Annotated in this window: 13 protein-coding genes; 7 read left to right on the forward strand and 6 right to left on the reverse strand. The window is 73.7% G+C overall.

All coding sequences use genetic code 11. The features are described from left to right. Positions 1 to 9 precede the first annotated feature (9 nt). Entirely contained in the window at positions 10 to 588 is a 579-nt protein-coding gene (locus ACIBG6_RS11795) for a LysR substrate-binding domain-containing protein (protein ID WP_399222414.1), read from the reverse strand. Between ACIBG6_RS11795 and ACIBG6_RS11800 the strand changes: the two genes are divergently transcribed. The 6 genes from ACIBG6_RS11800 to ACIBG6_RS11825 all read left to right on the forward strand — a co-directional run bounded on the left by ACIBG6_RS11800 (position 478) and on the right by ACIBG6_RS11825 (position 5,771). Continuing rightward, on the forward strand, positions 478 to 723 hold the full coding sequence (locus ACIBG6_RS11800; RefSeq protein ID WP_399222704.1) for a hypothetical protein: 246 nt from the start codon (positions 478 to 480) through the stop codon (positions 721 to 723). The genes ACIBG6_RS11795 and ACIBG6_RS11800 overlap by 111 nt on opposite strands. Before the next feature lie 136 nt (positions 724 to 859). Further along, positions 860 to 1,594 carry a DUF4386 domain-containing protein gene (locus ACIBG6_RS11805; protein ID WP_399222415.1) on the forward strand — a complete coding sequence of 245 codons (735 nt, stop codon included), beginning with the start codon at positions 860 to 862 and terminating at the stop codon, positions 1,592 to 1,594. Further along, positions 1,591 to 2,514, forward strand: a complete 924-nt coding sequence (locus tag ACIBG6_RS11810) for a hypothetical protein (RefSeq protein ID WP_399222416.1) — start codon at positions 1,591 to 1,593, stop codon at positions 2,512 to 2,514. Before ACIBG6_RS11805 ends, ACIBG6_RS11810 begins: the two co-directional genes overlap by 4 nt. Continuing rightward, the gene (locus ACIBG6_RS11815) at positions 2,511 to 3,095 is read left to right on the forward strand and encodes a hypothetical protein (protein WP_399222417.1); all 585 of its coding nucleotides are present in this window, start codon (positions 2,511 to 2,513) and stop codon (positions 3,093 to 3,095) included. Before ACIBG6_RS11810 ends, ACIBG6_RS11815 begins: the two co-directional genes overlap by 4 nt. A 76-nt stretch (positions 3,096 to 3,171) precedes the next feature. Continuing rightward, the gene (locus ACIBG6_RS11820; protein WP_399222418.1) at positions 3,172 to 4,653 is read left to right on the forward strand and encodes a ferric reductase-like transmembrane domain-containing protein; all 1,482 of its coding nucleotides are present in this window, start codon (positions 3,172 to 3,174) and stop codon (positions 4,651 to 4,653) included. A 332-nt stretch (positions 4,654 to 4,985) separates the two neighbouring features. Continuing rightward, complete coding sequence (locus ACIBG6_RS11825; RefSeq protein WP_399222419.1) at positions 4,986 to 5,771, forward strand: TSUP family transporter; 786 nt, start codon at positions 4,986 to 4,988, stop codon at positions 5,769 to 5,771. A 13-nt stretch (positions 5,772 to 5,784) separates the two neighbouring features. Here ACIBG6_RS11825 and ACIBG6_RS11830 read toward each other — a convergent pair whose 3' ends face one another. The 5 genes from ACIBG6_RS11830 to ACIBG6_RS11850 all read right to left on the reverse strand — a co-directional run bounded on the left by ACIBG6_RS11830 (position 5,785) and on the right by ACIBG6_RS11850 (position 10,256). Further along, entirely contained in the window at positions 5,785 to 6,402 is a 618-nt protein-coding gene (locus tag ACIBG6_RS11830) for a class F sortase (protein ID WP_399222420.1), read from the reverse strand. Between the two features lie 103 nt (positions 6,403 to 6,505). After that, positions 6,506 to 7,027: a hypothetical protein gene (locus tag ACIBG6_RS11835; protein ID WP_399222421.1), complete on the reverse strand. Its 522-nt coding sequence runs from the start codon at positions 7,025 to 7,027 to the stop codon at positions 6,506 to 6,508. A 290-nt stretch (positions 7,028 to 7,317) separates the two neighbouring features. Further along, entirely contained in the window at positions 7,318 to 7,749 is a 432-nt protein-coding gene (locus tag ACIBG6_RS11840; protein ID WP_399222422.1) for a hypothetical protein, read from the reverse strand. Continuing rightward, positions 7,746 to 9,458, reverse strand: coding sequence for a right-handed parallel beta-helix repeat-containing protein (locus ACIBG6_RS11845; protein WP_399222423.1), 1,713 nt, complete (start codon positions 9,456 to 9,458; stop codon positions 7,746 to 7,748). Before ACIBG6_RS11845 ends, ACIBG6_RS11840 begins: the two co-directional genes overlap by 4 nt. Positions 9,459 to 9,473: 15 nt before the next feature. Then, entirely contained in the window at positions 9,474 to 10,256 is a 783-nt protein-coding gene (locus ACIBG6_RS11850) for an aminotransferase class IV (protein WP_399222424.1), read from the reverse strand. Between the two features lie 92 nt (positions 10,257 to 10,348). Here ACIBG6_RS11850 and ACIBG6_RS11855 point away from each other — a divergent pair, with 92 nt between their 5' ends. Continuing rightward, entirely contained in the window at positions 10,349 to 10,969 is a 621-nt protein-coding gene (locus ACIBG6_RS11855) for an NADPH-dependent FMN reductase (RefSeq protein ID WP_399222425.1), read from the forward strand. Positions 10,970 to 10,972: the final 3 nt, after the last annotated feature.

Here is a 10,972-nt window from a genome sequence, read left to right on the forward strand (position 1 = left end):
CGGCCGGTGTTACCCGGCGGCATCCCGACTGTTTCCCGTACGGAACGCTGATCTCCGTCCCCGGTCCCGGGCGCTGTGAGGGCCAGTGGTCACAGGGGAGGTCGGTGGCCACAGGGGGGCGGCGACCTGGTCGTCGGCGAGGTCCTCCGGGGACACCGTGTCGCGCACGGCCGGCGGATGCTCCGCCGGCACGGCCAGGACGCGGCCTCCGGTGGCCATGGTGGGGCCGACGGTGAGGTCCGGCTCGGCGACGGGCGGCCACAGCACGTTCACGTCCGTCTCCCCGGTGCGCAGGGAGGTGAACGGGTCGCTGCCCACGACTTCGGTGAACTGCACGTCACTGCCGGGGTAGCGGCTGCGGAACGCGTCGAGGCGCGGGCGGAGTTCGTATCCGAGTGTGCCGATGACCCCGAGCCGTATACGGCCCGCGCCCAGACCGGCCGCCTCGGCGCGGGCGAGTCCCGCTCGGAGGAGGTCGTGAGCCTGCTGGAGATCCTCGCGGAGGCGCCGGCCGACCGGGGTCAGGGCCTCTGGGAGTTCTTCGTGCAGAACGTCCACCCCGGCACCATCCGGCTGGACGATGACCACGCCGTCTACCACGACCGCTACCAACGCACCCCGGACGGCTGGAAGTTCGCCGAGCGCGTCTACGAGGTCCGCTACCTCGACTCCACGCCCCTGGCGGGCTCGCCGCCCCGGAGTGGACTACTCCCCGCGGAGTAGTCGTACCGCCTCCCGCCGCGGGACGACCCTGGCACCCCCGCGGCGGCATTCTGGCTGTCACGCACCGGGGTTCCACGCCCGCACCGCCCGCCGATTCACTTCAGCGATTCCCTTCACCCATGATCCGGGAGCTGTCATGCCCACATCAGTACGTGAGTCCCAAGCCGCCCAAGCCGCCCCGCGACCGCGCGCCGCCGTCCCGCTGCTCACCCTCTCGCTCTCCTACGCCGCACTCACCGCCGCGTACGTCGTCACCAACCGCTCCACCCCGCAGCCCGACACCCCCGGCGGCGACATCCTGCGCGACTACGTACGCGACAACGGCACGGCGATCAACCTGGGCGCCTTCCTGCTGCTCGTCGCCGCCGTGCTCCTGGTGCCCGCCGCCGCCACCCTGGCCGCGCTGGTGCGACGGGGGCAGGGGCAGGGACAGGACCACGGCGCCGCGGCGGCGACCGTCCTCGCCGGCGGAGTCCTTGCCGGTGGCGCGCTGGCCTCCAGCGCCGCGCTCACCTGGACCCTCGGCCGGCTTCCGGAGGAGGCGCCCGCGGCCCTGGCCCGCGCCCTGGCCGACCTGTCCTTCCTCGCCGGCGGTCTCGGATACGCCGTGTCCTTCGCGTTCCTGGCGGCAGGCACCTGCCTGGCGGCCCGGAGGAGCGGGCTCCTGCCGCGCGCCTGCGCCACCACCGGGCTGGTCATCGCCGCCGCCGGACTGGCCGCCACCCTCACGCTCCTCGCCCTCGACTTCGGCTACCTGCTGCCCGTCGTCCGCTTCGGCGGAACGGCCTGGCTGGTCTGGGCCGCGGTCGCGCTGGTCCGCTCGCGCCCGACGGCACCGGCCGCACCGACCGCACCGGCCGTGAACGCATGACCGCCGCCATGACCGCCGCCTCGCCCGTACGAGGAGCCGGGCCCGGGCGCCCGGCCCGGCGGATCCCCGTCGCCGCGGGCCTGCTGCTGCTCGCCTCCGCCGCCTTCCACACCGCCGTCCTCGTGCTGGACGGCGGCCCGTGGGACGGCCCCGTCTCCTGGCGGAAGCCGATCACCTTCGGGCTGTCCTTCGGGATCAGCGTGCTGACCGTCACCTGGATCTGCCGGCTCCTCCCGCTCGCCGCGCGCACCCGCACGCTCCTCCTGGGCGCGTTCACCGCGGCGTCCCTGCTGGAGACCGGTCTGATCACCCTCCAGGCATGGCGCGGTGTCCCCTCGCACTTCAACACCGAGACCACCTTCGACACCGTCGTCACCCGCGCCCTCGCGGCCGGCGGCGTCACCCTCGTCGCCGCCGTCGTCGCCCTCACCGTCGCCGCACTGCGCGCCATTCCGGCTGCCGCCCCCAGCCCGACCGTCGCCCCCAGCATGCGGCTCGCGCTCCGCGCCGGACTGGTGGCGCTCACCGGCTCCATGGCGGCCGGAGCGGTGATGATCGCCTACGGGCTGACCCTTGAGGGTGCCGGCCGCGCGGCCGAGGCCTACCGGTCGGCGGGCTTCCTGCGCCCCGCCCATGCCGTCACCATGCACGCCGTCCTGCTGCTGCCCTCCCTGGCCTGGCTGCTGAGCCGGACCCGACGACCGGAGGCGGAACGGCTGCGCCTGATCCGTATCACCGTCGCCGCGTACGGCGCCGTCGTCGCGCTGGTCACCGCCGCGGCCGCGGCCGGCCTCACCTTCGCCTCCCCGGCCACCACGGCTGCGGTGAGCGCGGGCGTCACGATGATCCCCGCAGGGGCGTTCCTCCTGTTCGGCGTCTCGCCGGGCGTCCGGTACGACGACCGGAGGCAGGACGCATGAACCGACCCCGGACAACGCCCGCCGCCGGAAGGGGCCGGCGCCTCTCCCCGCGATGGCGCAAGGCGATCCTCACCCTCCATGTGACGGTGGCGGTCGGCTGGGTGGGAGTCGAGATCGCCCAGCTCCTCCTCGGGCTGGTCGGCCTCACCACCGACGACCCGGAAGTCGTCCGCGCGACCCGCGTCGTCATGGAGATCCTCGGGCTCGAACTGACCGTCGGTATCGCCTGGATGACCCTGCTGACCGGCCTGCTCCTCGCGATGGCGACGCAGTGGGGCCTGCTGAAGCACTACTGGATCGCGACCAAACTCGTCGTCACCGTCACCCTGATGCTGGACGGCCACTTCCTCCTCCAGCACTGGCTGCGCCGACAGGCGGACCTGGACACGGCCTCCGAATCCGTCGGCCTGCAGCTGGTGATCAGCATGAGCATCGCTCTGGTGCTGCTGGTCGCGGCGACGGCACTGTCCGTCCACAAGCCATGGGGCAGGACCCGCCGCGGCCGCCGGCGCCCCGCGAGAAACGGCCCCGCCCGATCGGCTGACGGACCGTCACCGAAGGTCGAGGTTAACCAGCCGTGAGGCTCGGCTCAAGCCCGCCTTAAGGATCCCGGCGACGGGCCCGAGCCGCGGATTCCCGTACAGGAGCGGACCTAGGGTGCCGGATGTGACCACCGAGGCCAGCCACCACCCTCTCTACGTACCTCTCCGAGCCGAGTCGCTCCCCGTCGCGGTCCCCGCCCCCACTCCCGCCCCCGTTCGCGCCTCCGCTCCCGCCCCCGCTCCCGCCCCCGCTCCCGCCTCCGCTCCCGTTCGCGCCTCCGCTCCCGCCCTCCGCCTCGCCCCCGAGCGGCTGCGGACCGCGATCGTCGCCGGCGCCGGAGCGGTCGCCCTCCTCTGGGGCCTCCAGGCCCGTCCCTCCGCCCGCCTCGACGCCTTCTTCGCGACCGGCGCCCACCTCACCGGGCTCCTCGCCGGGTACGGCGTCCTCGTCCTCCTCCTGCTCATGGCCCGCGTCCCGGCCGTCGAGCACGGCGTCGGCGCCGACCGGCTGGCCCGGTGGCACGCCCTCGGCGGCCGGTACGTCCTCGGCCTCATCGGCGCCCACGCCCTCCTCGCCCTGTGCGGGTACGCGGTACACACCCACACCGACCTCGTCACCGCCACCGGAGACCTCCTCTCCTACGCGGCGATCGCCGCCGCCACCGCCGGCAGCGCCCTCCTCGTCGCCGTCGGTGTCACCTCCGCCCGGGCCGTCCGCCGCCGCGTCCGGCACGAGACCTGGCGGGCCGTCCACCTGAGCGGCCTCCTCGCCGCCGCGCTCGGCTTCGTCCACCAGCTCGCCGGCCCCGACGTCGCCGGGAGCCTCCTCACCGTCTGGCTCTGGTCGATGGCCCACGCCACCGTCGGCGTCCTCCTCGTCTGGTACCGGATCGTCGTCCCCGTCCGCGCCGCCGTCCGGCACGAGCTGCGGGTCGCCGAGGTCCGCGACGAGGGACCCGGCGTCGTCTCCGTCCTCGTCCAGGGCAGGGGAGTGGCCCGGCTGCGCGCCGAGCCCGGCCAGTTCTTCCGCTGGCGCTTCCTCCGGCGCGGGCTCTGGGCGACCGCCCTGCCCTTCTCCCTCTCCGCACCCGTCCGCGACGACACCCTGCGGATCACCGTCAAGGCGCTCGGCGACCACACCCGCCGGATCCGGCGCCTCCGCCCCGGGACGCGGGTCCTGGCCTCCGGCCCGTTCGGCGCGCTCACCGCCCACCGCCGTACCCGCCGCAAGGTCCTCCTGCTCGCGGGCGGCGTCGGCATCACCCCGCTGCGCGCCCTCTTCGAGACCCTGCCCGGCGGCCCGGGCGACGTCACCCTCCTCTACCGGGCCTCCGACGCGGCCGGTCTCGTCCTGCGCGAGGAGCTGGAGGCCATCGCCCGCGAGCGGCGGGCCGCCCTGCACTTCCTGCTCGGCCCGTCGGACGGCGCCTTCGACCCCCTGGCCCCCCGCGCGCTGCGCGATCTCGTGCCCGACGTCGCCGCCCACGACGTGTACCTGTGCGGCCCGCCCGCGATGGCCCGCGCCGCGACCGACTCCCTGATCCGGGCCGGGGTGCCCGCCTTCCGTATCCACAGCGAGGACTTCGGCCATGGCTAGACACCGCGCCCGTCCGGCGCCCCACGGTGAGGAGCGGGCCCGTCGGCGGCTCGCCGCCGCGCTCCTCGGCGCCGGGGCACTCGCCGCGACCCTGCTCACGGCCGCCGTCGCCCCGGCCGCCCCGCCCGCGCCCGACCGCGAACCGGGCGCCGCGACCTCAGCCGCGACGTCCGCGGAAACGTCCGCCGCGACATCTGCCGGCACGTCCGCCGCGACATCCGCCGGCACGTCCGCCGCGACATCCGCCGGCACGTCCGCCGCAACCTCAGACGTAGCTCAACGATCACGGGATCGATGGACGGGGCAACGATCGTCTCCCTAGGCTCTCGCCCATGCCCGAGATCACCCTGACCACCCTCGTCCTGCTCTGCCTCGCCGCGCTCGTGGCCGGCTGGATCGATGCCGTGGTGGGCGGCGGAGGGCTCCTCCTGCTTCCCGCTCTCCTGCTCGGGCTGCCCCATGTCCCGGCCGCGCACATCCTCGGCACCAACAAGGCCGTGGCGATCGTGGGCACCACCGGGGCCGCCGTCACGTACGTCCGCAAGGCGCCCGTCCAGGTCTGGACGGCCGTACGGATCGGGCTCGCGGCCCTCGCGGGCTCCATGGCCGGCGCGTTCTTCGCCGCGGGGATCAGCAGCGACGTCCTGCGCCCGGTGATCATGGTGGTGCTGGTCGCCGTGGGAGCCTTCGTGATGCTGCGGCCGTCGTTCGGCGCGAAGCCCGAGGGGGTGGACCGGGCGCCGCTGACCCGGGCCCGGATCGTGACCGCGATCGTGGTCGTCGGCGGCGGGATCGGCTTCTACGACGGCCTGTTCGGGCCGGGCACCGGCACCTTCCTGGTCCTCGCCCTGACCGCCGTGCTCCACCTGGACCTGGTGACCGCCTCCGCCACCGCGAAGATCGTCAACGTCTGCACCAACGCGGGCGCGCTCGCCATGTTCGCCTACCAGGGCAGCGTGTACTGGCAGCTGGCGGCGATCATGGCGGTCTTCAACCTCACGGGCGCCATGATCGGGGCCCGGATGGCGCTGAGCAAGGGCGCCGAGTTCGTCCGCGGGGTGCTGCTGGTCGTGGTCTTCTCGCTGGTCGCGAAGCTCGCCTTCGACCAGTGGGCGTGAAGCCCTCCGGCGGCTACCGCACGCCGATGAGGTGGCCGAAGGCGACCACGTTCCCCTGGTAGCCGTTCTTCTTCGAGAAGCCGCCGCCGCAGGTGATGACCCGGATCTCGGCGCGGTCCGTCTCCCCGTACACCTTCTTGTCCGGGAAGTCCTTGTTCGCGTACACCTCGACCGCGTCGACCGTGAAGACGGCGGTACGGCCGTCCTGCCGGTCCACCTCGATGCGGTGGCCCTTCTTCAGCGCGCCCAGCGTGTAGAAGACGGCCGGACCGGCGGCGTTGTCGACGTGGCCCGCGACGATCGCCGTGCCCTTGGCCCCGGGCGGGGTGCCGTCCCCGTACCAGCCGGCCAGGTTCCGGTCCTCGGCCGGCGGCACTTCGAGCGAGCCGTTCGCCGCCAGGCCGAGCCGCGTCATCGGCGTGTCCACGTCGGTCTCGGGGATGCGGAGCCGTACGGGCGCCGAGGGCGGCAGCGGGTCGGCGGCGGCGTCGGTGTGCACGCTCGGCCCGGCCGCGAAGGCCTGGGCGGCGGACGGTACGGGCGGGGTGACGTCCTGCGAGCCGTTCTGGACGAGCCAGAGCCCGACGCAGGCGGCCACGGCTATGCCCCAGCTCTTGCTCCTGTTGCTCACCTGGATTCCCCTGGGTTCCCTCGCGTGCTTCCGGTGGTGATGTAGCCCTGCCCCCGCCGGGCCGTATGCGGGCGCGCGGCGGGGGCAGGACGGGCGGTGGTCCTCAGTGCCCCTGCGCGCCGCTCGCCCGGCGGCGCAGGAGCCAGACACCGCCGACGGCAGCCGCGGCCAGCACCGCCGCGCCCGCCGTGACCTGGGTGGAGTCGGGGCCGACACTGCCGCCGACGCCGGTCTGGACGTGGCCGCTCGGATTCCGGTGCTTGACGGTCAGGTCTCCCCGGGCCGTCTTCCCGTTGTCGCAGGCGACACTGATGCCGTACGTACCGGCCTTGGCGTGCTCCGGCACGCGGAACTGGCCGACCACGACCTCCTTGTGCGTGCTCGGCTCCAGCTTGAAGTCGCCGGCACCCAGCGAGTTCGCGTCGCCGACGCCCCGGCCGTGCTTGCCGCAGGCCAGGGTGTTGACGGTGACGGTCGTGCCCGGGGAGGCGGAGGACGGGTAGACCTCCAGCGTCCCCCAGTCGTTGTTGTTCTCGTTGCCGGCGTACGCCGCGGGGGCGGCGAACGCCCCGATCGCGGCGACCGCCAGCGCGGTACCGGTGAACAGGCGGGCAGTGGTGCGCATGGGGTCCTCCGGGGCGCGCGAGCGGTCATGCCGGTCATGCCGGGGGTCCTCCCGGGAGGGACTTCCCGGAACGGACCTTCTGTGACCGAGATAAGAGCCGCCCCGCGCCCCCCGCCTGCTGATGGGGCATCAGGATTGCGCCGTCCGGTGCGGTGTGTCGGCTGGATTTCCGACGTTTACGCAGGTCAGGGCTGGTTACGTCGCGTCAGCTGACGGCCCGTGCCGAACGGGTGACACGGCGTGTCGCCCTCCGTGCCCCTCGCGGCTCGCCGTCGCCGCCCCCCGCCCGGTCACAGTGCGCCGGTCAGGCTGGTGATCGCCCCCAGGGCCCACTCCTGTGCCCCCACCGTCGTCCCGGCCACGACACCCGTCGCCACCGGGGCCAGCGCCCCCCTGAGCCCGGCGAGCGCGCGGCGCAGCCGGCCCTCCTCCGGGGCGGCGTCCGTCCGGGTGATCTCCGCGAGGACCTCCTGCGCCGCCGCCTCCGCGTCCTCGCGGTCCCGGTCGGCGAGGCCGGCCTGCGGCAGCTGCCCGAGCAGACCGGCCACGAGCTCGGCGAGCGCCTCGTAGCCGGGGGCGACCGTGGCGCCGTTGCTCTGCTGGTTCTGGGTGACCGTCTCGTTGTTCCAGGCGAACTGGTTGTGGGAGGAGGAGCCGTGGATGACCGGCCCGTCGTGGTGGTGCACGGTCTGAGGGCTCTGTGGGTTCTGCGGGTCGTTCATGATGGGGAACCGTCCTCTTCGGTCTGCTGCTGGACCACGTTGTCGTTGTTCCACGAGAACTGGCTGTGAGCGACGGGGCCGGTGATGACCGGACCGGTGTAGTTGTTGACGACCGTCGGCGTCTGCTCGACGGTGCGGACGGTCTTGCGGACGACCGGCAGTGACGTGCGCAGGGAGACGAGATCGGCTCGGCCGTTGTCCAGCACGGCGGGTGTCCCTTCCGGGCCGTTCACGGCGCAGTCCACCAGGCGGCCGGAGCTCTGGTCGGCGAAGACGGCGCCGGCGGACGCGCAGTCGGTGAACTCGCTGTCGGCGACGTCCAGGTAGCCGGACTCGCTCCCGGTCAATCCGGTTCCCGCGGACCCGTTCACGGTGAGGTTCCTCGCGGAGAACCTCCCCTTGCCGAGTGCCACGGCCCCGCCGACGCTCACCGCCGTGACCGTGCTGTCGTACACGGCGAGCCGCGCCTCCTCGCCGACGCCGAAGCCCACGGCTCCGCGCTCCGCCGTCGCGTTCCTGAGCGTCACCCTGGACTGGCCGAGCGCGGTCACCGCGGTCTCGAAGTCGCGGAACACCACGTCGGCGAGGTCGGCCGTCGTGCCGCCGTCACCCTTGGTGTCCATGCCCAGCGTGCAGCGCTCCACCAGGACGTCCCGGAACACGCCCTCGGACCCGTCCCACACCCGCAGCGCGGTGCCCGACAGGTCTTCGACCACGACCCGGGTGAAGCGGCCCCTGCCGCCGTCCGTGACGGCGATGCCGACGTTCCCGCCGGAGACGCGGCAGTCCCGCACCTCGGGCGCGCCGCCCTTGGTCGAGAACACCGCGACGTTGCGCGCGCCGAGCACCTGGCAGTGCTCGAACGTCCCCAGGCCCGCGTCCTGGACGTTGATGCCGGAGTCGCGGCAGTCGGCGAACACGGAGCCGCGCACCACCGGCCCGGCGCCGCTCTTCGTGACGATCCCGTGCAGCGCGTCGGTGACGCGCGTGCGGTCCACGGAGCCCCGGGACTGCTCGATGAACACGATCCCCTCCGCGTGGGTGGCGCTGATCGCGCAGTCCACCACGGCGAGCTCTCCCCGGGTGTCCGCCACGACCGCCGCCTGCCCGGTGCCGGTCACCTCGCAGCCGGCGATCTCGGCGTGTGCGTCGCAGACGCGCAGGCCGTGGAGCCGACTGCCCTCGATCCGGCTGCCCCGGACCGTGACGCGGGCGCCCTCGATCGCGGCGACGGCGTTGTGGGCGGCGTCGGTGAACCGGCACCGCTCGATCAGTCCGACCGACCCGGTGAACACGGTGCGGCCGTACAGGACCACGCTGTCCCGCAGGGTGACCGAGGTGTACGGCCGGGCGTGCACGGCGGCGCCGTCGTGCGCCCGCACCTCCGTGCGGTCGAGTGTCAGGCTCCCCGTGTGGCAGCCGACGATGTCCACGCCGGCGTCCCGGCCGGCCAGCGTCAGGCCGTGGACGGAGACCGTGCCGAAGGCGTCGAGGACGGCGCCGCGCGGCCTGCTCACCAGGACGGAGCCCGGGCCCTCCGCCGCGGCCAGCCGGACCTCGCCCCGGACGGTGAGGGCCTCCTCGTAGTGGCCGGGCGCGATCTCGATCAGCGCCGCCCGGCCCCGTACCTCCGCGGCGCGGAGCGCGGACGAGATGTCGCGGTAGGCGCGGCGTCCGCCCCGCGGCGAGACCACGTATCGCGCGACCATCGTTCTCCCCGCCTCCTACAGTGCGTCCCACTCCACCGACTCGTACGCCGAGTAGACCCTCTTCATCAGGTCCTCGTCCACCGCGAAGTCGATCGCGTCGATGCCCGAAACCGGTGCGATCCCGCGGGAGTTCGTCACGAAGGCCGCACGGTACCCGCCCAGGTCCCCGAGCGACACCGGCCGCCGCACCGAGCCGAGCAGCGGTTCGAGGAGGCTCATCGTGATCCCCGTCAGGTGGGGCGCCGACGGCCAGACCACCGAAGTGCCGTCCCAGAAGGCGATGTTGGTGACCGCTCCCTCGGCGATGTCGCCGTTCGGGGAGGTCAGCAGGGCCTCGTCGTAGCCCGCGCGCTCGGCCGCCTCGCGGTGGTAGTTCTGGCCGAAGCCGCCGAGGTGCTTGATGTGCGCCGCGGGGCGCAGGTAGTCGACGCTCCGCAGGCGCTGCGGCGCCCCGAGCCCGTCCGGGGCGGGCTCGCGGACGACGACCAGGAGGCGGACGCCGTCGTACACGTACACGCGCGCCGAGCAGTCCCGCCGTCCGGAGGCCGCCACGGCCCCGGTGAGCAGCTCGCGGACCCGGTCGCCGGGCAGTTCCTCCTCGAAGAGCTCGCGGGTGGAGCGGTCGAGCCGTTCGAGGTGGAGGCCGAGGCCCTTCACGCGCCCGTCCCGCACCTGCATCGCCGTGAAGTGGCCGAAGCCGCTCATCAGGGTGGTGAGGAGCTCCGGGTCGGCCGCCGGGGCGCCGTCGATCTCGACGTACGCGGGTGGGGTGGGGGGTGCGGCGTGCGGAGTCGTCATGCCCTCACCGTACGTGCGAGGAAAGGCCCTTGGAAAAGTCGTCGGGATCACCGCTTGACCTCAACCAAACTTGAGGTACCACGATCATCGACATGGACACCGACATCACGAACTCCGCGGCCCTCACGAACGCCGCCGCCCCTCTCACCCTCGCCCTGATCGTCGCGAGCGACCGCGAAGGCCGCTTCGCCCCCGTCATCGCGGACTGGATGCGCTCCCGGCTCGACGAGCGCGAGGACTTCGCCGTGACGGTCGTCGACCTCGCCGAGGTCGACCTCCCCACCGCCCTCTCCCACCACCCCTCCCCGGCCGTCCGCGCCGAACTCGCCAAGGTCTCCCCGGCCCTTGCCGCCGCCGACGCCTTCGTCGTCCTCACCCCCGAGTACAACCACTCCTTCCCCGCCGCCCTCAAGAACCTCATCGACTGGCACTTCACCGAGTGGCAGGCCAAGCCCGTCGGCTTCGTCTCCTACGGCGGCATCTCCGGCGGCCTGCGGGCCGTCGAGCAGCTCCGCCAGATCTTCGCCGAGGTCCACGCCGTCACCGTCCGCGACTCCGTCTCCTTCCACTCCGCCTGGTCGCTCTTCGACGAGGACGGACGCCACAAGGACCCCGCCGGCGCCGAGGGCGCGGCCAAGGTCCTCCTCGACCAGCTCGCCTGGTGGGCGCTCGCGCTCAAGGAAGCCAAGTCCACCCGTCCGTACGCCGCGTGAGGG

Source organism: Streptomyces sp. NPDC050842, from assembly GCF_044456565.1.
Lineage (GTDB): Bacteria > Actinomycetota > Actinomycetes > Streptomycetales > Streptomycetaceae > Streptomyces.

What these genes read in the sequence shown, in the direction of transcription:
- ACIBG6_RS11805 (WP_399222415.1), top strand. Translation starts at nt 860, where the DNA reads ATGCCCACATCAGTACGTGAGTCCCAAGCCGCCCAAGCCGCCCCGCGA.
- ACIBG6_RS11810 (WP_399222416.1), top strand. Translation starts at nt 1,591, where the DNA reads ATGACCGCCGCCATGACCGCCGCCTCGCCCGTACGAGGAGCCGGGCCC.
- ACIBG6_RS11815 (WP_399222417.1), top strand. Translation starts at nt 2,511, where the DNA reads ATGAACCGACCCCGGACAACGCCCGCCGCCGGAAGGGGCCGGCGCCTC.
- ACIBG6_RS11825 (WP_399222419.1), top strand. Translation starts at nt 4,986, where the DNA reads ATGCCCGAGATCACCCTGACCACCCTCGTCCTGCTCTGCCTCGCCGCG.
- ACIBG6_RS11835 (WP_399222421.1), bottom strand. Translation starts at nt 7,027, where the DNA reads ATGCGCACCACTGCCCGCCTGTTCACCGGTACCGCGCTGGCGGTCGCC.
- ACIBG6_RS11840 (WP_399222422.1), bottom strand. Translation starts at nt 7,749, where the DNA reads ATGAACGACCCGCAGAACCCACAGAGCCCTCAGACCGTGCACCACCAC.
- ACIBG6_RS11845 (WP_399222423.1), bottom strand. Translation starts at nt 9,458, where the DNA reads ATGGTCGCGCGATACGTGGTCTCGCCGCGGGGCGGACGCCGCGCCTAC.
- ACIBG6_RS11850 (WP_399222424.1), bottom strand. Translation starts at nt 10,256, where the DNA reads ATGACGACTCCGCACGCCGCACCCCCCACCCCACCCGCGTACGTCGAG.
- ACIBG6_RS11855 (WP_399222425.1), top strand. Translation starts at nt 10,349, where the DNA reads ATGGACACCGACATCACGAACTCCGCGGCCCTCACGAACGCCGCCGCC.